At 45.3% G+C, this 22,207-nt stretch carries 19 protein-coding genes and 1 pseudogene; 6 read left to right on the forward strand and 14 right to left on the reverse strand.

Annotated features, from left to right (window positions below):
* Positions 1–278: 278 nt before the first annotated feature.
* Both ACKRAT_RS11440 and ACKRAT_RS11445 read left to right on the forward strand, forming a co-directional pair.
* Positions 279–1,238: pseudogene (locus ACKRAT_RS11440) on the forward strand (IS30 family transposase).
* Positions 1,213–1,797, forward strand: a complete 585-nt coding sequence (locus tag ACKRAT_RS11445; RefSeq protein WP_411842517.1) for a hypothetical protein — start codon at positions 1,213–1,215, stop codon at positions 1,795–1,797. Before ACKRAT_RS11440 ends, ACKRAT_RS11445 begins: the two are co-directional and overlap by 26 nt.
* 187 nt (positions 1,798–1,984) lie before the next feature.
* Here ACKRAT_RS11445 and ACKRAT_RS11450 read toward each other — a convergent pair whose 3' ends face one another.
* The 6 genes from ACKRAT_RS11450 to ACKRAT_RS11475 are packed head-to-tail and all read right to left on the reverse strand — an operon-like array spanning position 1,985 to position 7,292.
* Complete coding sequence (locus ACKRAT_RS11450) at positions 1,985–2,782, reverse strand: carbon-nitrogen family hydrolase (RefSeq protein ID WP_411842518.1); 798 nt, start codon at positions 2,780–2,782, stop codon at positions 1,985–1,987.
* A gap of 19 nt (positions 2,783–2,801) precedes the next feature.
* Positions 2,802–3,239 carry an SRPBCC family protein gene (locus ACKRAT_RS11455; RefSeq protein WP_411842519.1) on the reverse strand — a complete coding sequence of 146 codons (438 nt, stop codon included), beginning with the start codon at positions 3,237–3,239 and terminating at the stop codon, positions 2,802–2,804.
* Positions 3,240–3,248: 9 nt separating this feature from the next.
* Positions 3,249–4,007, reverse strand: a complete 759-nt coding sequence (locus ACKRAT_RS11460; protein ID WP_411842520.1) for a hypothetical protein — start codon at positions 4,005–4,007, stop codon at positions 3,249–3,251.
* Positions 3,994–4,902, reverse strand: a complete 909-nt coding sequence (locus ACKRAT_RS11465) for an ABC transporter ATP-binding protein (RefSeq protein ID WP_411842521.1) — start codon at positions 4,900–4,902, stop codon at positions 3,994–3,996. Before ACKRAT_RS11465 ends, ACKRAT_RS11460 begins: the two co-directional genes overlap by 14 nt.
* The gene (locus tag ACKRAT_RS11470; protein ID WP_411842522.1) at positions 4,902–6,077 is read right to left on the reverse strand and encodes a hypothetical protein; all 1,176 of its coding nucleotides are present in this window, start codon (positions 6,075–6,077) and stop codon (positions 4,902–4,904) included. Before ACKRAT_RS11470 ends, ACKRAT_RS11465 begins: the two co-directional genes overlap by 1 nt.
* The gene (locus tag ACKRAT_RS11475; RefSeq protein WP_411842523.1) at positions 6,078–7,292 is read right to left on the reverse strand and encodes a hypothetical protein; all 1,215 of its coding nucleotides are present in this window, start codon (positions 7,290–7,292) and stop codon (positions 6,078–6,080) included.
* A gap of 138 nt (positions 7,293–7,430) precedes the next feature.
* Here ACKRAT_RS11475 and ACKRAT_RS11480 point away from each other — a divergent pair, with 138 nt between their 5' ends.
* Complete coding sequence (locus ACKRAT_RS11480) at positions 7,431–7,865, forward strand: GNAT family N-acetyltransferase (protein WP_411842524.1); 435 nt, start codon at positions 7,431–7,433, stop codon at positions 7,863–7,865.
* A 327-nt stretch (positions 7,866–8,192) separates the two neighbouring features.
* Here the strand turns inward: ACKRAT_RS11480 and ACKRAT_RS11485 are convergent, their stop codons facing one another.
* From ACKRAT_RS11485 to ACKRAT_RS11520, 8 genes are all read right to left on the reverse strand, one after another.
* Positions 8,193–9,248 (reverse strand): hypothetical protein, encoded by a 1,056-nt coding sequence (locus ACKRAT_RS11485; RefSeq protein ID WP_411842525.1) that lies wholly within the window; start codon positions 9,246–9,248, stop codon positions 8,193–8,195.
* A 119-nt stretch (positions 9,249–9,367) separates the two neighbouring features.
* A complete protein-coding gene (locus ACKRAT_RS11490) occupies positions 9,368–10,261 on the reverse strand; it encodes a YitT family protein (RefSeq protein WP_411842526.1) in 894 nt (297 codons plus the stop codon).
* Positions 10,262–10,357: 96 nt separating this feature from the next.
* On the reverse strand, positions 10,358–11,242 hold the full coding sequence (locus tag ACKRAT_RS11495; protein ID WP_411842527.1) for a diacylglycerol/lipid kinase family protein: 885 nt from the start codon (positions 11,240–11,242) through the stop codon (positions 10,358–10,360).
* A 250-nt stretch (positions 11,243–11,492) separates the two neighbouring features.
* Positions 11,493–11,909, reverse strand: coding sequence for a DUF378 domain-containing protein (locus ACKRAT_RS11500; protein ID WP_411842528.1), 417 nt, complete (start codon positions 11,907–11,909; stop codon positions 11,493–11,495).
* Between the two features lie 163 nt (positions 11,910–12,072).
* Positions 12,073–13,302, reverse strand: coding sequence for an amidohydrolase family protein (locus ACKRAT_RS11505; RefSeq protein WP_411842529.1), 1,230 nt, complete (start codon positions 13,300–13,302; stop codon positions 12,073–12,075).
* A gap of 28 nt (positions 13,303–13,330) precedes the next feature.
* Positions 13,331–14,485, reverse strand: coding sequence for a hypothetical protein (locus tag ACKRAT_RS11510; RefSeq protein WP_411842530.1), 1,155 nt, complete (start codon positions 14,483–14,485; stop codon positions 13,331–13,333).
* Positions 14,486–14,629: 144 nt separating this feature from the next.
* Positions 14,630–16,129: a pyruvate kinase gene (locus ACKRAT_RS11515; RefSeq protein ID WP_411842531.1), complete on the reverse strand. Its 1,500-nt coding sequence runs from the start codon at positions 16,127–16,129 to the stop codon at positions 14,630–14,632.
* A gap of 114 nt (positions 16,130–16,243) precedes the next feature.
* Positions 16,244–16,654, reverse strand: a complete 411-nt coding sequence (locus tag ACKRAT_RS11520; RefSeq protein WP_411842532.1) for a hypothetical protein — start codon at positions 16,652–16,654, stop codon at positions 16,244–16,246.
* Between the two features lie 172 nt (positions 16,655–16,826).
* On the opposite strand from ACKRAT_RS11520, the gene ACKRAT_RS11525 reads away from it, so the two are divergent.
* The 3 genes from ACKRAT_RS11525 to ACKRAT_RS11535 all read left to right on the forward strand — a co-directional run bounded on the left by ACKRAT_RS11525 (position 16,827) and on the right by ACKRAT_RS11535 (position 22,198).
* Positions 16,827–18,893 carry a HelD family protein gene (locus ACKRAT_RS11525; RefSeq protein WP_411842533.1) on the forward strand — a complete coding sequence of 689 codons (2,067 nt, stop codon included), beginning with the start codon at positions 16,827–16,829 and terminating at the stop codon, positions 18,891–18,893.
* A gap of 97 nt (positions 18,894–18,990) precedes the next feature.
* On the forward strand, positions 18,991–20,382 hold the full coding sequence (locus ACKRAT_RS11530; RefSeq protein ID WP_411842534.1) for an L-cystine transporter: 1,392 nt from the start codon (positions 18,991–18,993) through the stop codon (positions 20,380–20,382).
* 457 nt (positions 20,383–20,839) lie between these two features.
* Entirely contained in the window at positions 20,840–22,198 is a 1,359-nt protein-coding gene (locus ACKRAT_RS11535; RefSeq protein ID WP_411842535.1) for an ABC transporter substrate-binding protein, read from the forward strand.
* Positions 22,199–22,207: the final 9 nt, after the last annotated feature.

The following is a 22,207-nucleotide window of genomic DNA, read 5'->3' on the forward strand; positions in this document are numbered from 1 at the left end:
TCCTCTCCATAATTAAATATATTTATATTTTTTACCTTTTTAACGAGAAATAAGTTTATAAGTATCAATTTTAAAGTTCCAAATTTTTAGCTGAATTTCCGATTATATTTTATTAAAAAATTTAGAGAAATTCTATAATCAAGTTAGCCACCTACGGTGTGCTTTAAAAAATTTAAATGTACGCAGATTGTAAAATTAAGCTAGACAACTAAAAAAGCCTTCTGTGCTAAACTTAATATGTATTTCCGACCAAAGAAAACATTAAGGAGTTAGCACAAATGGCCTATACACATCTTACCACGGATGAACTTGCGTCCATAGAATTATATTACCACCAGAAAATTTCGGTCAGTGAGATCTGCCGGAGAATTAAGCGTTAAAGAGAGATCGTCTATAATGTAATTAATGCACTCAAAGCAGGTATATCTGTACTGGAATTCTATCAGAACGATAAGAAAAGAAAATCTCTTTGCAGAAGACGTAGAATCGTCCTTCCTAAGCATCAGATCAGTTATATTCAAAAAAGGATAGCCGACGGCTGGACACCTGACACCATCATAGGCAGAAATGAAGAATCTATCAGCTGTTCTGTTAAAATTCTGTACAGAATGTTCAGAGAAGATATTCTTCCTGTTCACTCACTTCCGATGAAAGGGAAAAGAAAGCCTAACAGTCATCATGAGAAAAGAGGTCGTCAGACTTTCAAACGTCACATTTCAGAAAGAACAGTTGAATTTCCTGACTTTGATAAAGCGTTCGGTCATCTTGAAGGCGATACGATTATTGGTCGTCACCATGGTAGCGCAGTCATCACCCTTGTTGAACGCGTTTCTAAGATGATCATCACCTTACGACCGGAAGGTCGCAAGGCATCCGACATTGAAAAAGCATTAAACAGTATGTTTTCGGCTTTACCTTATCGTCTCTTTAAATCCATTACATTCGACTGCGGTAAAGAGTTTTCCAGCTGGAAGTCAATCAGTAACCCACACGATATATCTATCTTTTTTGCTGATCCAGGTACACCTTCGCAGCGTGGTCTTAATGAACATTCAAATGGAATGCTTAGAAGAAACGGTCTGGACAAAGATATGGATTTCAACACAGTTACAGACGACTATATTATTCAAGTTGCACATTCCCTAAATAATCGACCTAGAAAATCTCTTGGTTATAGGACACCATTGGAAGTATTTATGAGTTTCATCGAAGATGAGAAATTGTCTAGCTTATTTTGACAAACGAAAAAATATAAAAGATTTAGATAGAAAAATTAAATTCTCTTTTGAAAAAATCTTGGAATATAATTGGAAAAACATATATTCTACGTTTAATCCAATGGAAGTAGCTGTTAAAGATGAGGTTAAAGTTATTTATTATATGGAAAATATGTTGTTTATAACTAGTATTCTATGGGACTTACTTGCACAAATATGCAACATTTATTGGGAAGAATATATTGCATATGACAAAATTTATTATAAATCCTTTTTTAATAATAGAGCTCAGGGGAAAAGTGCTAGACCTTTTGCCAAAAAAGGATTTGATTATTTAACGGAAGATAATGATGTTTCCAATATAAATGGAAAGTGGAATGGTAACCATTCTTATTTAAAAGATATGAGAGACTCTATGACTCATAGAAGTTCACAAAACATTACTTCGTTGACAAACTTCGAACTAAATATGAGAGTACCATTTATTTATATCTTAAAAAGATTAATTGAAGATTATAATCAAGTACTTTTATTTTTAAATGAAATTCTTAATGACATTGAAAAAAACTTTGATTCATGATAATAAAGTTTATTTATGGTAAACCTGAGTGTATCTCTCAAGACTGCGGTATTTCCTAGAAAAAAACCGCATCATTTGTGATAACTTTCATTCTTTATTATCTTATTCACTTCGGAATGTCAGCAAAATAATATCTTGATTAAAAAGCAGGCCTCGATTTAAATTCAATCGAGGCCTGCTCATATTTTTACAGGAAGTGATACATCTCCCTTTTTCTGCTGTCGAATATCGGAACTTCTTTTCTGATTCTGTCCACTTCGTTTCCGTCTGTCTCACCTGTCACTGTTGTTTCCGAATTATCATCCGCTTCATCCATCATTTCCCCGAATGGCCCGATGACCATGGAACGGCCGGCGAATCTTTCATCCGCTATTTCACCATACGTATTTGATGCGACGATGTAGCACTGGTTTTCAATCGCTCTTGCAGCGAGCAGTGTCTCCCAATGTCTTTTACGGGCGAACGGCCATTCCGCCACAACGAATATTGATGTTGCACCCTTTAATGTCAGATCTCTGAAAAGCTCCGGAAATCTGAGGTCATAGCAGATGACGAGTCCGAACGTTTCCCCGTCCAGTTCAAACGTCTCAACCTTCTCTTTGCCGCCTGTTAAATATTTCGGCTCATTCAGCATCGGCACAAGATGCATCTTGGAATATTGGTAGACGAGTTCACCCCGTCTGTTGATGACGAATGCTGTATTGTATACCTCTCCAGAATCATCTTTAACATTCGCTACAGAGCCCGCAACGATATTTACATCATGTTCTGCCGCAAGTTCTGCAATGATGGATTTCGCCGGCTCCAGGTTACGGCATGCCAGTTTGTCCACATTTTCCAGATCATAGCCGGTGGTCCACATTTCCGGCAGCACGACGATGTCCGTGCCCTCCAGGTTTTCTTTTTCAAAAAGTGATTTCACTTTAGTGATGTTACGGTCTACATCCCCATATTCCACCTTGAACTGTAATACTTTGATGTTCATCCTAACACCTTCCCGTCAATTATTTCGCAGCGATTTCCTCCAGCTTATTCACCTGGTTATCCAGCACTTTTTTAATTACCGGTTTTGCGCCTTTCAAAATCAGATTGTACTTCTTGCCAGTGCCTTCAAAGTGGCTCGTCACGGTCACCTGTGTCTCATCATTGCTTGCCGGGGCAAGCTGGAACTCCGAAGTGATTGTTCCCTGTCTTAAAGTCGTCCGGACTTTGACATGGCGATTCTCTTCATATTCTGTAATCTGCGAACGGAATTGATATGTCTTACTCAAAACCTTCAGCTTTGTTCTGAACTTCGTGCCTTTTGCCCGCTTCTCCTCCGTAAAATATTCATTCCCTTCAAATATGGGACTCCATTCCTTCAATCTTTCATCATCATTCACCACAGCGAAGATTTCTTCCGGTGAAGCTTTCATCTGTTTGTCGTATCTATAAAGTTCCATTTGGATAAATCACTCTCTTTTCAAAGTAATTGGGTATTCTGTTACAATCATATCATTTTCATGAATATCGACCATTACTTCCGCTTCTCCCTCCGGAGGCATTTCTTCCCCGGTTTCTCCGGATGACACTTCCATTTCAGGTTGTGCCGGGTTGAGATTCCAGTAGATTTCAGGTTCCCCGTTTTCGTTTAATAAAGGCAATACCTCTGTGACGAGCCTATACGTCCCCGGTTCCAGATGTGTGCCCGCTTCAAATATACCCGGCGGAATCTGGAGGGTTCCATCATCTGCCGGCTGGCGTGGTTCATGATTTTGCGGTTCCAGATGCACTTCACCCGTCCTGGTTTTGAAACTGAACGAATACCCCGCTTTCAGGTCGAGTACCGTGGAAGGACTCCGTGTGCCGAGCGCAAGCTCGATGATTCTGTTGCCCGCACTGTCTTCCACCACTACTGCCGAGGCGGAAACCTTTTCTGACACTGCAACCTGATACCGGCCCGGCTCAATCTCCCCGCCTACCGGATACGTTCCCGGCTCAAGTGTCCCGGCACTTCCGGTGGAGGGTTCGCTGCCGATGATTTCTGTACTGTCTATGAACGGGTACCGTTCTGACAGACCTTCCGTCGTGAGCCGGTTATTTTCTGCGAATTGGGTAATCGCTTCCCGGTCCTTCTCCACTTTCTGTCCGTCATAATGCTCCGGCATGATTCCATTGAACGCGCACGCTGACATGAACAGGATCAAAAACGCCATGCTAAGCATTTTCATGATTTCTCTCTCCTTTATAGATGCGGAGATAGTGTTCATTGGTGCCGAGCGGGCCGAGGCTGACCGAGCTGGACCCAAGCGCCTGTATTTTTGACAGCACGCTGAACTTTTCCTGTTCTGAAAATGTATCTGTCGGAATACAGATCCGGTCATTGTTCAGGTACAGCGTGCCTTTTGGCAGTTCAGGCAGCTTTCCATAGCCGGCTTCACTGATGTATCCTTTGATATATTCTCTTTTTTCCTTATGCCGGTCATACGTGTAGTAGATCGCTTTATCATTAAGGAAGAATATCTGATCCGCATAGTCATCGAGGTTCTCAAGCAGATGGCTCGCAACGATGATGATCTTCCCTTCCTGCTTGATTTCCTGGAGGATTCCGCTGACGAGTTCCACATTGACCGGATCGAGGCCGTTCATGATCTCGTCCATGAACATGACTTTCGTATCGGCGGCGATCATCATGGCGAAACACAGCCTCTGCCTCATACCGAGTGAATACGTCTTCACCTTATCCCTCACATAGCCGTCCATATTCAGCCTGTCGATGATGTTCTGGACATCGGTGCCTTTATTTTTCCAGAGGTCCCTGTACATCTCTATATGTTCATACCCTGAAAAATCTTCATAAAGTTCCGCCTGGTCAGGAAAGAATGTCACTATCTTATGGAGTGCTTTCACGTCTTCCGTTGTGTTCCTGTATGCCTGTCCATCGATAATGATCTCCCCTTCATTTATCGGGATGAACCGGATGATGGCATTGAACAGCGTCGTTTTGCCTGTGCCGTTCGGTGCAACCAGGCCGATGATCGTGTTGTCCGGTATTTTGAAACTGACATCTTTGAGCACCGTGTTCGTACCGTAGCTGATTGTCAGGTTTTTCACTTCCAGCCCCATCAGTTTTTCCTCCTTTTCAGCTTGCCGTTCCGCGTCGGAATGAGTTTGAAGATGAAGTGGAATGCCACTTCGACGAGAACATAAAGCATGATGATACTCATAATCAGTTTGGGAATATCCACTTTGCCGGCGTCCGTCCACAGCCCTTCAAGCACAGGCTGGATCTGCAGGTAAAGCAGCGGATTCCATGCTGATACCGCCGGGATGACCAGGAACAGATACGGGATAAAGAAGATACCCGTAACGATGGCGATCGTGACATAGATGTTTCTGAATACCCAGCTCAATCCCGTTGCGAATTTAACGATGACATAGCTCAATGCCATGGTGAGCAGCATGACGACCACCGTATAGTCAAAAATGCTGATGTATTCCGTATACGGCGCGCTGTAAAGTTTCACCGGATAATTGAGTGTGCCTGTGTTCACTGCCAAAGTGTTCATGAAGTAGGATATCACTGTACCGGCGATGATGGTCAGCCAGATGAGCAGCCAGCTGATAAACGTGCGCTGCCGCCACTGGAACGCCCAGGAATACGGTATGCCCTGGGACACACTCCAGTTGTTCTCCTGGTCCCTCGCAAAACGATCGGACCCGAACACCGCTGCAATGATATATATGAATACGCCGGCGATGAGGTTCACCAGGCTGTAGAGCACCAGGCTCGGCGACATCGGGTTCCAGTCAATCTCCACATTATTCTCTTTTAGATACTGCAGAAACTTGAGTTCATCCCTCAGCTCTTCCTCACTGGGCAGATAACCCGTCAGCAATTCGTATGAAGGGAAATCCTCCGCTTCATAGAAGGACAGCTGGTTTTCTGTCATTTCGATGCCCTGACCGACGTAGTCATCGACGATCTCTTCAAGCCCTTCGACAGTGTTCCCCTCTTTCTGCCCCAGTATATAGCGCTGCATGCCCAGAATGTGCTGCTGGCGCGCTAACTTTTCATATATCTCCTGTCCCGTCTCCGTTTCGAAATCTTCACTCGGAATGGCGCGGAACAGTCTTTGCGTCTCTTCATACTCCGTCCGTATTTCTTCAACCGGCAGCTGCACCGTCCGGTCCTGATAAAGTGTGGAGTAGGAAGCCAGAAAGATAAGCAGTGCAATGAGTATGATCTGTGTCTTCTTATTCCGGATGATTTTAAGGAAATCCCACTTGAACAGCTTCACCTATCCCACCTGCCTTTCAAACTTCTGGCGATTCATCCATCCGGCAGTAAAGTACAGGATGATTTCGGCAACGATGATCGTTACAACTATTACCATGACTGCCGACTGGAAAGTGAACGCATCCGTCATGGCAAGAAAATTCCGCTCGCCGCTCAACACTTTGCCGAACTCAAAATAGTTCTGCACAAAGTAATGGCCCTCGATGCCGAACACCGTTTCCTCGGCCTCACCGCTGTATATGCGGTTAAAGGCAACGAGCAGAAAACCGGTGATCATCACGACGACGTCATGCCTGAATACCAGGGAAAGGATGGCGTTGATGCGGATGAACAGGTAAATCAGCAATGTAATCAGCAGGAGTGACATCAGTATGAAACCGCCGGCACTCTGCGTCGAAAAGTTCGATGCCTCTCCCCTGTATCCATCGGCATAGGCATAATGGGAGACTTCCAGCCCCAATGGGCCGAACCCGAATAATATCCCATTGGCTATGAAGAAAAGGGCCAGCAATGAGAGGATTCCGCCGGTGATGATTACGAACATTGAAATCGATTGATAGAATATATACTTCTGCCATCCGATCGGTGTTCCTGCCTTCAATGTACGGTGTTTACGGTCATCCACCAGTATTTCGCTTGCGATGAATATCGTCACGAACAATGTGATCATAGGACCATACGTCCTGAAGAATGCGTGCATCTGCTGGACCGCGGTCTTTTTATTCAGCAGATGGGCACTGACACCGGGTGCTTCCGCAATTCCCTCCATTTCCTGAAAGAGAACCGCCCGATGGTAAGCCACCCTCTGAAGATCCCCATCATACACATCAAGGAGATGATCATGAATCTTTTCAAAAATGAACATCGGCAGACCGTTTGATTTCAGTTGTGCCAGGCGGTACATATCCCCGTCCTGCAATGCCGTGTGGAATTTATAATAATATTCGAATTCATCCTTGGCCATACTGTATGTATCCACTCCGGTAAAACTATTGACTGATATGTCCCCGTCAGCTAATCTGGATTCTTTTTCTCCCTGCTTTGCTTCCATTTCCAATGATAATCTTTCAGTATCCAAGGTGGTAATACTGCCTGCAGAGGGCAGATAAAGCAGTAAGTATGTAAAAATGCCGAGTATGGATAGAATGAGTATCAGCCTGTTTTTCCGATTCCTCCATATCTTCTTCGCTGTTTCTGTGAAAACCAATGAAAACATATGCGATTCCCCTTTGCAAAAGCGATCTTTTAAAAAACGCTTACATATAATTCTATTGCCGGGGATGTAAGATTTCAACTCATTTTACTTTCTTTTATCATTCATCTCACTTATCATAATTTTAAAAGAGGTGACAGGATGTTGAAATTAAGAAAAGACAGAAGTTTTAATCCGGGTGATATCAGTACTCTATACTTGAGCAAAGGCTACAGTACTTATGAAAACAGGCTGGACGAATTATATGAGGCGGTCATCTCTTCGGATTATGTCATAACAGCATGGGACGACTCGGCACTTGTCGGCATCATCCGTTCCTCCGGTGACATGAAGTTCACCCAGTTCATTTCGGATTTAATCGTCCATCCGGAATATAAGACCAAGGGACTTGCCTCGAAACTGATGAATACATATATGACAGAGACTTCTGATGTGGATGAGATATTCTTGATGATGGATCCGACTCCCAAAAACTCATTCACCAAAAATTGGCTGATATACAACGGCTTCGACGTCATTTCCGAAACGGATAAGCAAATGATTTATTTAAAAACTCGGGGAGATAGCGAGGAATAGTTTCTCTGCTTTTTTGGTTCGACGGCTGCAAAACCTTTCCTATGGACATCGTCATATCCGACGAAGGCCACATAACCTTTCCTATGGACATCGTCTCAAACAACGGTGACCACATAACCCTTCATACGGACATCGTCACAGCCAACGGTGACCACAAAACCCTTCATACGGACGTCGTCACAGCCAACGGTGACCACAAAACCCTGCATATGGACATCGTCACCGCAAATGAAGCCCGGCACACCCTTATATGTTAAAACAGCATAAAAAAACAGGGGGAATCATCATTCCACCCTGTTCTGTCATTTATTCTGCTATTTCAAAATCCTATTCTCTGGACTCTTCAGCTGTTTCTTCTTCCGTTGCTGCCCCGCCCAGTTCATCGGGATGGGGTTTCTTAATTTCTGCTCCATCATCAAAGAGTCCGTACTCATGGTAGTTTAATATAACCTCTATAGTTAATGACTGTTCCGGCGCTTCCAGGCCCGGAGCGGTTGCAATCAGATTGACACTCTCCAGATCACCGGACGTTTTATTGATGAAAGCGACAAAGCCCATTTGAAGTTCATCCATATTCGCGCCTGAGAATTCCATTTCAAAATTATTCTGGTAAAGCTGATAGACCCTCTCATCATTCCCGGTATAATAAAGGATGTCATAGTCTCCTTCCTCCAATACCTGGAGGGCATCCGGCATTTGCTGAATGATGTCATAAATATTTGAGTACAGTCCGTATATTATATCTTTGGCTTCATATTGAGGGGAATAGTCAGTCCAGCCCGCTTCTGTAAACATGAACAATTCACCTGTTTCACTATTTCCATATCCATGCGGCTGAATGATTTCAAAGTTTTCATTAAAGTAGTCGGATGCGACTTCCAGACCATTGGATTCATCCACTTCTGCCACAATCCCCTGGAATGACTGATCCACTATCTGCTCCCCCTGACTGATCTCAATGATGATTGAAGTGTCCTGAACGTATGAGGTCACTTCAGAAGAATTTCTAAGTACATCTTCAACGGATTGATCCGTTTCAGTCGCATTTTCTACCATGCTGACTTTATCTTCATCAATATCATAGCCGAAATCAAGACCGGGTTCGTCAATTTCAGCTTCAGTTAGATCTTTTGGTTTATCGTCAGTTGAGGCCGCTGCAGTATCAATATTCTCTTCAGTTGATGCTTCTTCGGATTCTCCGCTGGAGGTACTGCCGGAACTTTCCTCCGTAGCTTCTCCACTCTCTTCTACAGTGCTCTCTTCCCCGGTCGCTTCTTCCAGTGTTTCTTCCGTCGCCTCTTCGGTTGTCTCCTCTTCCCCGCCCCCGCTGCATGAAGCTAAAAACATTGTGCCAGCCAAGGCTGCTGCAAATATTTTCTTCATGACCTCACTCCCGTATCAGTATACTTTCAAAGTATATTATTCTGAATTTTTAAATTACTATTACTATCACATTACCCATTAAAAAAGATTGGAAGCACAAACCTTCCAATCCAGTAAATTTAAATGAAGTAGTTGCCGAGTACACTGTTCACATCGTGAACGACGACGAATGCTTCATCATCATATTTTTTTATTAACCGCTTGATTCTGGTGAGCTGGGATTTGTTGATTACAACATAGAGAATATCCTTTTCATCCTGCGTATAGAAGCCTTTGCCGTTCATCGTTGTAACTCCGCGCCCGATTTCACTGTTGATCATCTTACCCAGCAGTTCCGGCTGTTGTGAAATGATGGTGATGGCTTTTTTGGGATTCATACCTTCTATGATGAAGTCCATCACTTTTGTCGCTATATAAAGGGCAATGACCGTAAGAAGCACCTGCTCCAGTGTCATTACCGTCAAACCGATTGTAATGACGATCATGTCAAAGAATAACAGTGCATAGGAGACGTTGACGTCGAAATATTTGTTCGCCAGCTGGGCGAGGATTGTCGTACCGGCCGTTGTCGCCCCGACTCTGATGACCAGACCGATGCCGAGTCCTACGAATAATCCGCCGAATACGGTATTAATCAATATTTCTTCCGTCTGGATATGCCATGTTTCTGTCATCCATAAGAAGAATGACATTAGGAATACTACAAATATGGTGTAGTACATGGACCGTTTACTTAAAAATTTAAACCCTATCACCAATAAAATTGCATTAAGTATGAATGTGGAGATTGCCGGTGATATATCGTATGCATAAAGGAGTATAATTGCGAGACCAGTGACCCCGCCCTCACCTAGATTCCCTGCAATCATGAATGTGTTGACCCCGATAGAGAATATGAAAGAACCCAGTATGACTGTAGCCAGGTTAATTAATGTCTGCTGGGTAATCCTGGGACTGATGGATAGCTTTCTCTTCTCGAAGTTCATCTTTTTGAGTCTTTCTCTGAGTTTCACAATAATCCTCCTCCTCGTTCGTTTACGCCACCGATACATGATAAAGCAAAAAGGGAAATATTTCAACTCCGGTCGAATAATCCCTTCGAATCTATATTATTCCACCGGTATGCTGAGTCTGATCCGTGCAGGCAGCAGTTCTATATCAAGGGGTTCAAATGGATAGGAATCACCGTCCACATCCATCACTTCCAGTCTGTCGGTGTTGATTTTCACCTGTCTGGCCTGTATGTACCGCACCCTTTTATGTTCGGCAATCCTGCCTCTGAGTGCCAAAGCAATGATTTCGATGATCTCCTTTGGATTGGAAGCTTCTACATTAAGAATATGAAGCCGGTGGTCATCGAGCTTTGCCTTGGGCAGAAGTTTGCTGAAGCTTCCGACAGAGGAAGCATTCGCAACGATGGTCAGCAGGGATGACGCGGTTATTTCTTCATTTCCCGTCTCGATCTTAACGTTATATGTCTTCATCGTCAGCAGCGCCTGGAGCCCGGCCCGTAAATAGGCAAGAGTGCCGTATCGATTCTTCCTGCTTGAAGTGACCTGTGTAAAGGACTCCATGAAATCACCCAGAGCGATTAAATAGGCCGCATGGACATCATTGTATTTCACCACATCCGCTTCAATGATTCTTTGCGGTTTTGAAAGATTTTTTACCGCTCCTTCCAGATTCAGCGATATGCCGAGTGTACGGGCATAATCATTCACCGTCCCGGCAGGCAGTATGGACAGTTCCGGAGCAGCGCCGCTCTCGACGATGCCGCCGATGACCTCACCAATCGTCCCGTCCCCGCCGACTGCAACGATGCGGTCGCTTTTCGGGGCAATGCGTCTGGCCAGTGACTTTCCACCGTCACTCTCCGTATATAAGATCTCCACATCATAACCGGTGCGCGTTAACTGATCTATTATCCGGTACTCCACCGGATACTTCTTTTTCCTGCCGGACTTTCTGTTGAAAATTACTGATGCCTTCTTCATAGTCTTCTCCCGCACTTTAATATTTTCATTATAGCAGAGACGGATTGTTCATGAGCGGAATTGAAGAGATGAAAAAGAAATCTCAATGAGAGAAATTCACCGGAGGCATAAGTATGTCATCCAATATAAAATCCGATAGTCTAATGCAATAAAAAGAGATTAAACAATGCGTGTTTGTCTAACCTCTCATTTACTGTGCTGATTTTTAACGCTGGGGTGTTTCGACACATCCAATGGATATCTCAGTCGCTTATCTTAAGTTATCGCGTTCGTTATCCGGTGTTCGTACCTCGTCACCTTCATTATCCATTGTTCTGAAATCATCGCGTTTGCTATCCACTGTGTGTACGTCATCACGTTCGTTATCCGTTGTGCGTACGTCATCACGTTCGTTATCCGTTGTGCGTACGTCATCACGTTCGTTATCTGTTGTTCGTCCGTCATCCCGGGCTGCCGGAGCATCCGCGTAATGCTCATTGATATACCCGAAGAATTTAAGGGAGTATAACGCAGCGAGACCTACCAGAATGTAGATGATTTTAGAAAGAATCGAATCCTGTCCCCCGAAGATTGATGCAACGAGGTCAAATTCAAATAAACCTACAAGAAGCCAGTTTAAACCGCCAATAATTACGAGTGCAAGAGCCAACATATCTAATGCCTTCATGTTATTCCTCCTTTTTTTATGATATTCATAATTTTCCCTCATGATGGAGGGATAAACCCGATATTCATATTTCTTCGGATAATTGGAATGTGTTCCGTTGAAAACCGCATAAAAGAAGGAGATGCAGCATATTTAGTATATGATGCTGCTATTTGGCATATGATTACTTGATGTTCTTATGGATGACGCCATCCTTCGCCACAACCTGGATATTGTCGTGCTCTTTTAAAGCACCGATATTATCCAGTGGATTCTCCTCCAAGAAGATGAAGTCGGCGACATAGCCCTCCTTGACGAGCCCCAGATCCGTATACCCGAGACATTCCGCCGAAGTCTGGGTGGATGCGACAATCGCATCCATCGGTGTCATGCCGCATTCGACCATCAGTTCGAGCTCACGCAGATTCGTGCCGTGTTTAAATACGCCGGCATCTGTCCCCATCGCAATCTTAACGCCCGCTTTGTACGCCCGTGTGAAGCTTTCCTTGTGGTAGTCCATAACCTCTTCTGATTTGTCGATCGCAGTCTGTGCCATGCCGAGCTCTTCTGAGAATTCAAGCACCGACACCGGTGCAAGGAGTGTCGGCACAAGATAAGTGCCCTGGTCTTTCATCTGGCCGCATACTTCGTCATCGAGGAAAATGCCGTGTTCGATGGAATGGATGCCCGCTTCCACACATTGTCTGACCCCTTCCAGTCCCTGTGCATGCGCCATGACTTTAACACCATTTCTAAATCGCGCCTCTTCAACGATCACTTTCAGTTCTTCCAATGAAAACTGTGTAAATTTGGGATGGTCCGTCGGACTCGAAACACCGCCCGTGGCGTGCACCTTGATCACATCGGCGCCCGCCCTCAGCATTTCGCGCGTCTTCTTACGGACTTCTTCAACGCCGTCACATACACCGTGCGGCATACCCGGGTGCGCCTGCATCAGATCCGTAACGACGCCGGAGTAGTTGAACCCGTCTCCATGACCGCCGGTAATCGTCAGTGCATTTACACTGATTTTCATCCGCGGACCGGCAACAAGACCATCATCGATCGCTTTTTTAAGTCCGAGGTCACTGCCCAGTGCATCCCTCACCGTAGTGACGCCGGCATTCAATGTAGTATTCAGGTATTCCGTCGCCGCATAGAAGTTATATGAGAACGGTGTGACCAGCCGCTGTTCCAAGGGTTTGAACTCTGTCATCATGTGAACATGGGCATCGATCATGCCCGGCAGCATGTAACGGTTTCTGCCATCGAGCACTTCATCGCCTTCTGCCGGCTTCGCATCGGAATCAATCGCTTTAAACCGGCCGTCCTCAACCACAACATTTGTATTTTTTACAACATCGGATCCTGTGCCGTCGATCAGGTTAACATTTTTGATAAATAATTTAGCCAATATGAACACTCCTATTTCTATAAATGAATTAAATCAGACTCATAATAAATGATGCAATAAATACTGAAGCCATTGTTACTGTAACAAATCCGCCGATCAGCATGGGTGTGACGAGTTCCTGGAAAAGCTTTTCCTGGTCCTTGATGTTATTCGTTTCACTGCGGGCGACCTCTTCACAGATCAAATAGTCACCCGGGAATCCGATAAGCGCCGTCATTGCCACCGGCATCCCTTTATACGGATGCCAGCCGACCAGTTTTGAAGCGATCAGGCCCCCGCCCATGATGCCGGTGATACCGAGAGCCAGTATTAGCAGAACTGCCGGAATATTATCAATGACATCCTGCGGCGAAATGCCGCCCATCGTGCCGATGATGACGAAAATCAGGGCAACCATCATGAAGCTGAATGAGTTTGCCGATTCCAGTGCACTTTTGGGAAGCAGATTTAAATTGAGTGCAAGCACACCGAATACCAGGCAGAACAATGTAAAGTGGATGCCGGTCAGATCACCGAGTATCACGCCCAGAGCGGCAAGGACGAATATAACGAATAATTTAATCGTATTGTTTTTCATAATGCTGAATCTCGGCGGCTGCACCGCTTCTCCGTCGTCAAAACCGACATGTGCCGCCGCCTCTTTCCCTTCCGCCATGAACATGCGGCCGTACTTCTTCATAAATGATACCGCCAGCGGCATGCCGATGACCCCCTGGAAGGACTGGACCAGGACAGGAACGACAATCAGACTTGTCAGTCCAAGTTCGGTCAGCCTTTCATTTGTGATCAGGAGTGCAACGACCCCGCCGGAAACGGGACCGACGCCACTCGCTGCTGTCGGGAAGTCGAATATTAAAGTGACAAGGCTTAAAATCAGAGTTAGTGCCCCCGCGAGACCCGACAGTGCGATGACGACAGCGCGCCACTGTTTCTTCAGTATTTTAAAGCGCATCAAGGTCCCCATATGTACAATCAGCGGGCCGATCAATATTGCGCCCAGCGCCGGCAGTGTCGAAAGCTCGAGAATGTTTTCAGGGAAAACGCCGATCCATGTAAGGATCAAGAAGCCGAGCATCGCCGTCATCAGCATCGGCACCCGCGCTCTGGTATAGATTGAAATCCATTCCCCCACAGCAATCAGGGCAAACAGTATGACCGTGGCTATGATTGGTTCCTGCAACATGATGATTCACTCCTTTGTATTAATATGATTAGGTTATTATACAGCCTGACACGCTATTAATAAAGAAAATTTTCAGAAATAAAAGATTCTTCTGACTAAATGCACACAAAAAAAGAAGCTTGTAATGACAAGCTTCCGAAATGGCTATCCTTCAAAAGTTTCCCTGGCGATGCTGAGTGATCTTAACATTGCTGTTTTCTTATACTGGTGGACTTCGAATTTTTTGAGGATATCCGCAACGACTTCCACGCCGTCAACGATATAGTCCCCTTTGTTCAGCATGATGCATTCCGCACGGGAACCGGCCACGACATCGGAGATCTCGGAACGCGTCGGGATGCCCGTCTTGACCAGTGACTCCACGACCTGCGTGGCCCATATCACCGGGACGTGGGCTGCTTCACATATCCACAGCAGTTCTTCCTGCACCTCGCTAAGCCGCTCGTACCCTATCTCCACTGCCAGATCGCCGCGTGCGACCATCACACCGAACAGCCGCGCGCCGGCGGCACGCTGGATGATATCCGGCAGATTCCTTATGCCCTCGGCCGTTTCGATCTTTGCGATCGTCGGCATATCTTTCCTGTCTTCGGGCAGCTTATCACCGAGTGCCGATTCTATAAGGTCGATATCGTTTTTATCCTTGATGAATGAAAAGGCGATCGCATCCGCATGCCGGACGGCAAAATCCAAGTCCTTATCGTCCTTTTCAGTCAGGACAGGCAGTTTGTAGTCCACATCCGGAATGTTGATCCCTTTTTCCGTTTTCACTTTGACGCCGTTCTCCTTCACCGTTCTTGTCACTTCACAGATGACGCCCTCATCATTCTTCTCTTTCACTTCGGCTTCGATGTGGCCGTCATCAAGTTTCACCTTCTGGCCCACTTTCATTTTATCGAGCACTTCCGGCACTGAAGTATTGACCGCGATCTCAATCCCTTTCGGCAGCGTCATCGATGTCTTGTTGGAAATCAGGAACCGCTCCCCTTCCTTCACCTTCGGATTCCGCTTCGTCGTCAGCAGCATCTTCGTCCGGATTTTGGGGCCGCTGATATCCATGAGTACTCGGCAAGTATAGCCGGTAGCCGATTCCGCCTTTTTGATATTTTTAATCATCGCTTCCCAGACTTCCGGATCATCATGTGCACAGTTGATTCTTGCCATGTTCATTCCAGAGTTTATCAGTGACTCCACAAGTTTGTAATCTTTACCCGCCTCTGTCGGCATCGTGACGAGTATGCGTTCATTTCTGTCATGACGGATGTCACCGAACATTTTGTCCGTGTTATTTTTGAGTGCCTCGTTCCGTTCAAGGAACGTCGCCGATGAACGGTAGTCGATGTCGCCGACATCTTCTCCGGTAATGCTGCCGAGTGTTTTAGCCACCGCATTCAATGTGCCTAAGACATCCGCTTCCAGTCTGCCCAAAGAAGACACGCCCCATGGAATCAGGCGCTCCTGAAGATCTCTCAAGTCCTGCTTCCTGAAAGCCATATAGTAGGCCAGGTTCCGTGCGCTGTCTTCATACTCCCGCCGGATTGGTGTCCTGTTCCATCTGTCATACAGTTCATCGCCCTCTTCTATTACAGAGCTGCGTACTTCCAGCACTTTTTCAAGCAGTGCTTTACCCTCTCTGATATCCAATTCGTACCACCTCTCCCCTTTATCGCATATACTGTATGTATACCCGGATGGAAGGGCGGTAACTTCATTCCAAATGAAAAAAGCATAAGACGCAGCGTCTCATGCCCTCGTGGCTCATATTTTTAATTTGTAGCAAAGGTGCAGCACTTGAAAATAGCCGATATGGAAGATGGCCCACAGCGTCCATCCGATGTAACTGTATAGTTTCACCGGCTCTTCTGCAGCGTTTGATAATACGAAATACTGTGATGTAGCCAAGATCCAGAAGACTGCCATTGACGGTATGTATAGTTTACTCTGGTTTATATAAACCCATTTCAGAATGGTTGCTATCACAATAGACACAAATAAATGAAGCAGTACTTCAATCACAATATGCGGATTGCCACTATAGAGGAAATCTATATTGAGCAGTAAAGTCATCAATTCTATGTCAGTCGATAACTGTACATATAGGAATGCACCGAGTAAAAGCAGACCCGCAATAGTGCCGCTGATGAGACCGGAAAGTAAAATTTTGCCCATAGCACCTGTTCCTTTAATATATTTTAATCACTATAAAAACCATCGGCACCGTATCGATAGTTTCATTAATTTCACAATTCCATTATATCATATGCAAATATGTAATTTAAGACTGTTATTCAAGGGTAAAACCGTTTATGATGTATTTTCGACCGAAAAGGGGGATAAGCAATTGACACACTTATCATTTGAAGAGGAAAAGCAGCATCTGACGATGACTGTCGATTTTTTGAAGGCATATAACGCCCAGCTGACTGTAGAACGGGATAATGTCAAAAAGGGCATCCGCTCGAGCCGTGAAGAAATCAATGAAGAGATCGCGACGATCGATGCGGACTTCGAATCCGGCAATATTTATGAATTTATCCAGATGCTTCCCGAGCTGCGGACATCGGAAGTGAATTTCAATTTTATCGACACCATGTACAACAGAACCAAACGCATGATACCAAAACCGTACTTCGGGAAAATCGTCGTTGACGGTGAAGCGGTTTATATCGGCACCGGCACAATCAGGAATAATAATAATGACATTTTAATATATGACTGGCGTACACCCGTTGCAAGTCTGTTTTACGAGAACGACACCGGAGACCTGTCCTACACCATTCCGGACGGCAGCCGGATCGATGCATCCGTCTCGGGCAGAAGGCAGTTCATCGTTGAAGACGGCAGACTGCAGAAGATGTTCGACAGCGACGTGTATATCGGTGATGAAGTACTCCAGAACATGATTACGGATTCTTCGCAGTCGAAGCTCAAAAATATCGTCTCCACCATCCAGCAGGAACAAAACGAAGTCATCCGCCTGCCGCTCAACCAGGACACGCTTGTCTACGGGCCGCCGGGCAGCGGTAAAACTTCCCTTGCCCTGCAGCGGATCGCGTTTTTGCTTTATCAGCACAAAGAGACATTGAAACCGGAAAATATCCTGCTCATTTCCCCGAACGAAGTATTCAATGACTACCTGTCTGATGTATTGCCGGAACTCGGGGAGAATCATGTCAAAAACATTACATTCTACCGTCTGATCGGCCAGTTCCCCTACTTCAAGGCCCGCCGTTTCGAAACGGTGTATGAAAACATCAGGAGACTGCGCAGCGACCCCGGGGCCCACGGGATTTACAAATTTAAATCTTCACTGGAATACTTCAGGACCCTCCACGGCTATATCGACTCCCTGGCAACGGGCGGCATGGAGTTCAGGGACCTGAAGGATAAAGATGGCAGCTTCATCTCCAAAGAGAAGTTGAATGATCTGTTCTACAGAGAACTGGCCCACCACACGACAAGCAAACGGCTGATAAAGATGCGCGAACGCCTGCTTGCTTTATATACGGAACGCATTGAAGAGATCAAAAAAGAGAAATTCAAAGAGTTGAACAGCCAGAATAAATACATCGGTGAAAAACACCAGCTGAAAGAGACCGCACATTCCTATGCGAAAGACCAGCTGAAACAGACGCACAGACAGATCATGCTGTTCAGGTTCGTCCATATTGAAAAGCTCTATGTGAATTCCATCAATGATAAGAAATTCAGTAATGCCACAGTCCGCTCCATTAAAGAAAATGACTTTAAATATGAAGATATTGCACCGATGCTCTATATTTACATCCATCTGCTCGGCGCTTACGACCGTTCCGTCCAGCATGTATTGATAGACGAAGTGCAGGACTACTCCAACATGCAGTATTACGTGATGCGTCACTATTACAGAAAAGCATCGTTTACGAGCCTCGGGGATCCGAACCAGCAGATCCACCCTGTGGAAAAAGATCCGCTTGTCGCTAAAAATCACGTGGAGAAAGCGCTCGTCCGTTCATATCGATCAACCAACCAGATCAACGCATTCTTAAACAGCATCGTACCGGAATCCATCCAATCCGTTTCTGTGGACGGTGAAGCGGTCCAGAAGATCACTGCAGAGGATCAGGTGGAAAAAATCCGCGAGATTTTAAGGGCCGGAGATCTGCCCCAGGTGGCAATCATTACACCATCGAGGGAATCAGCCGACAGACTCCACGCGCAGCTGGAGAATGAATTCCCGCAGTTCAGAAACCTGCAGGAGGAAGATACGCTGTATAACCAATCCTTCATTATTCTGCCCTACTATCTTTCAAAGGGATTTGAATACAATACCGTCATTATCAGTGATGCCGGAAATTATGAAGAGGATGATCATATAATGTATGTACTCGCTTCCCGGGCAACGAGACATCTATATATCATTGATTAATCTGAGAATATTGGGACTTCTCAAAGCCTGCTTTACAAGCCGGAATAATTCCTATATAATTGCTCTACTTTGATTATAAAAAGGAGTTAAATTATTCATGGATATATTACTCATCGTAATAAACCTTATTGTCTTTCTTGCTTTAATTGGCGCACTTGCCACTTTAAAGTCACGGAATGTGAAATTCTCATACCGTGTAATGATCGGTCTGATTATCGGATTGATATTCGGTGCGGTCCTCCAGCTCATCTACGGGATCGAGAGCACTGTAATAACACAGACGACCGATTGGATGTCAATCGTCGGCTCAGGCTTTGTCCGCCTGCTCCAGATGATCGTTATGCCGCTTGTTTTCATCTCCATTCTTGGTGCATTCGCCAAGATGGATGTACAGGAAAAATTCCTGAAATCCGGCAGTAAGATCATTCTGATCCTGCTGGGTACAACAGCAATCGCAGCGGCAGTCGGCATCACAGCAGCGCTTTTATTCAACCTGGATGCTTCTAGCCTTAACCTGGGAGAAGCAGAGACGGAAAGAGCCGCTTCCCTCGAATCCAGTGCCGCAGAAGTGGAGGGCCAGACATTGCCGCAGCAGCTGGTTTCCCTACTGCCGGCCAATCCATTCCTGGACTTCACAGGAGACCGTGCCACTTCAACGATTGCAGTCGTTTTCTTCGCTGTATTCATGGGGCTCAGCCTCGTCCGTCTGCTTAAAAACAGTCCGGAAACAGGAGAAAAGGTCAGACAGGGTGTTGTGGCCGTCAACGAATGGGTCATGCAGCTCGTTAAAATCATCCTTGCATTGACGCCATACGGCATTTTCGCCATTATGGCGAGAACAGTTGCTACTTCCGACTTCCAGGCCATTTATGATCTCGGATTGTTCGTAGTCGCATCCTATGCTGCACTGATCGCGATGTATCTGATCCACCTGCTCATCATTGCACTGACCGGTCTGAACCCGGTGCAATACTTCAAGAAAACGTCCGAAGCATTGTTATTCGCATTCAGTTCACGCTCCAGTGCAGGGACACTGCCGCTTAATATCCAGACACAGCGCATCCGCCTGGGCGTACCGTCAAGTATCGCGAACTTCTCAGGAAGTTTCGGACTTTCAATCGGACAAAACGGCTGTGCGGGCATCTACCCGGCAATGCTGGGTATTATGATTGCACCGGCGGTCGGGATTGAAATTAATGCCACATTCATCATTACATTGATTGCAGTCACTGTAATTGCATCACTTGGAATCGCAGGCGTCGGCGGCGGTGCGACATTCGCAGCAATCGTCGTCCTCTCGACAATGAACCTGCCCATCGCACTTGCCGCAGTACTTATATCAATAGAGCCGCTCATTGATATGGGACGTACAGCAGTTAACGTCAGCGGTTCAATGGTATCCGGTACAGTCACTGCCCAAACAAACGGACAGCTGGACAAAGAGATTTATAACTCCGATAACCTGGACGAGTTAACAGCAGAGGCCTGATATAATGAAAATGCCGAATCCCCATAATTGGGATTCGGCATTTTTTGTTTCAAAAATCAAAGTATATTTACATGGATTTTTTCAAATGTTTACTGCTTCTACAGTATTCCGGGGGTAATTTTTATCTTCATTCCCCTTCCCTACTTGAAACTTTTACAATTTTATTTCAAAAAAAAGCCGCTTCTCTATCAATGAATTTGTATCCTCCCTGTAAAAACAAGGCAGACCCGGTTAATGATCACTGTAGAAAGAAGAAGCTATAACCGGTATCACATTAATCTTTGCCCCCTCTTTGCAAATAGTACCTGCTTTTTAAATTTTAAAATCAAATGCACTCTGAATGCAAAAAACAAAATAATATTACTGAAATAATTGTTTTCTACTACTTCTCTGATATAATTAAATTTAAATTTATAATATTTTAAAAATTACATAATATAAGGGGAGAGGGAGAGTTATGAAAAAATTTTTAAGTCTAATATTGGTTTCCGTATTATTCCTAAGCGCATGCGGCGGTTTCAATCCGGGAAATTCCGATTCGTCGAGCGGAGAGGATTCAAGCGAAGGTAATGCATCCGAAGCTACTTCTGGATCGGAAGCAGCCGACAGCGGTGAAAAGGTCGTTCTCGATTTCTGGACTTATTGGGGATCCGAACAGAGACGTCCCGTAATCGAAAAAATCATCGAGGACTTCAATAATTCCCAGGATGAAATCGAAGTCCAGCACACTTATGTGCCATGGGGCGATATTTGGACGAAAAACCTTGCAGCAATTGCCGCCGGTGATCCGCCGGACGTCATCGTCAATGATATCAACACCGTAAAGCTCAGAGCACAGCAGGGCCAGATCGAGCCGATTACAGAATTCGTCGATGAAGAGACTAAAAACAGTTTCTATGACCAGATGATGGAAGCCGCAACTTATGAAGATGAAATATATGCACTTCCGTTCAACACAGACACACAGATCCTTTTTTATAATAAAGACCAGTTCGAAGAAGTCGGGCTGGATCCGGAGTCTCCCCCTTCCACATGGGCAGAACTTGAAGAATATTCAGAAAAACTGGATGTGGAAAATAACGGTTCATTTGACCGCATCGGTTTCTATCCTTTAATCGGAGCAGGTTCCGATGTATGGATGATCAATGCACAGGGCCACAACTATATCAGTGAAGACGGAGAAGTCAGCATCAATAATCAGACAGTCCAGGATACTTTCGAATGGATTCTTGAACAGAAGGAAAAATACGGAGAAAAGAAGATCACTTCTGTAAACTCCCAATTTGAAAATGCCCAGCAGGATCCTTTCATGGCGGGTGACATCTCCATGATGGTTCAAAACGCAAACTATTACGTTGAACTGCGTGACTTCGCACAGGATATGAACTTCGGGGTCGCGCCGCTGCCTGAAAAAGAGGAAGGTTCCGGTCATACTTCATGGGGCGGCGGATTCGTCGCAGAAGTGCCGAAAGGGGCAAAAAACCCGGAAGCGTCCTTTGAATTCATCAAATATCTGACCAATCATGAATCGCAGCTTTACTGGGCTGAGAATAACTTCGATCTCGTTGCCAATGAAGAAGCGAGCATTGCCGCTTCCAAGAGTGATGCCTTCTCTGACAAGGGACAGGAAGTCTACAGCCTGATGATTGAAAATATGGAGCAGACACTGCTCACACCACAGCCTGTGGTTGCACCGGATTACGCAAGCACGATCAACCCCACATTCGAATCCATCGTCAGTGAGAATATCGGTGTGGAAGAAGGACTGGAAAAGGCACAGACCGATCTGGAGCGTATCGTTGAAAATAATGAGTAAATAAGCAGG

The sequence above is a fragment of the Salinicoccus sp. HZC-1 genome, from assembly GCF_046736035.1.
Taxonomy (GTDB): Bacteria; Bacillota; Bacilli; order Staphylococcales; family Salinicoccaceae; genus Salinicoccus.

What these genes read in the sequence shown, in the direction of transcription:
- ACKRAT_RS11445 (WP_411842517.1), top strand. Translation starts at nt 1,213, where the DNA reads ATGAGAAATTGTCTAGCTTATTTTGACAAACGAAAAAATATAAAAGAT.
- ACKRAT_RS11450 (WP_411842518.1), bottom strand. Translation starts at nt 2,782, where the DNA reads ATGAACATCAAAGTATTACAGTTCAAGGTGGAATATGGGGATGTAGAC.
- ACKRAT_RS11455 (WP_411842519.1), bottom strand. Translation starts at nt 3,239, where the DNA reads ATGGAACTTTATAGATACGACAAACAGATGAAAGCTTCACCGGAAGAA.
- ACKRAT_RS11460 (WP_411842520.1), bottom strand. Translation starts at nt 4,007, where the DNA reads ATGAAAATGCTTAGCATGGCGTTTTTGATCCTGTTCATGTCAGCGTGC.
- ACKRAT_RS11465 (WP_411842521.1), bottom strand. Translation starts at nt 4,902, where the DNA reads ATGGGGCTGGAAGTGAAAAACCTGACAATCAGCTACGGTACGAACACG.
- ACKRAT_RS11475 (WP_411842523.1), bottom strand. Translation starts at nt 7,292, where the DNA reads ATGTTTTCATTGGTTTTCACAGAAACAGCGAAGAAGATATGGAGGAAT.
- ACKRAT_RS11480 (WP_411842524.1), top strand. Translation starts at nt 7,431, where the DNA reads ATGTTGAAATTAAGAAAAGACAGAAGTTTTAATCCGGGTGATATCAGT.
- ACKRAT_RS11485 (WP_411842525.1), bottom strand. Translation starts at nt 9,248, where the DNA reads ATGAAGAAAATATTTGCAGCAGCCTTGGCTGGCACAATGTTTTTAGCT.
- ACKRAT_RS11495 (WP_411842527.1), bottom strand. Translation starts at nt 11,242, where the DNA reads ATGAAGAAGGCATCAGTAATTTTCAACAGAAAGTCCGGCAGGAAAAAG.
- ACKRAT_RS11500 (WP_411842528.1), bottom strand. Translation starts at nt 11,909, where the DNA reads ATGAAGGCATTAGATATGTTGGCTCTTGCACTCGTAATTATTGGCGGT.
- ACKRAT_RS11510 (WP_411842530.1), bottom strand. Translation starts at nt 14,485, where the DNA reads ATGTTGCAGGAACCAATCATAGCCACGGTCATACTGTTTGCCCTGATT.
- ACKRAT_RS11520 (WP_411842532.1), bottom strand. Translation starts at nt 16,654, where the DNA reads ATGGGCAAAATTTTACTTTCCGGTCTCATCAGCGGCACTATTGCGGGT.
- ACKRAT_RS11530 (WP_411842534.1), top strand. Translation starts at nt 18,991, where the DNA reads ATGGATATATTACTCATCGTAATAAACCTTATTGTCTTTCTTGCTTTA.
- ACKRAT_RS11535 (WP_411842535.1), top strand. Translation starts at nt 20,840, where the DNA reads ATGAAAAAATTTTTAAGTCTAATATTGGTTTCCGTATTATTCCTAAGC.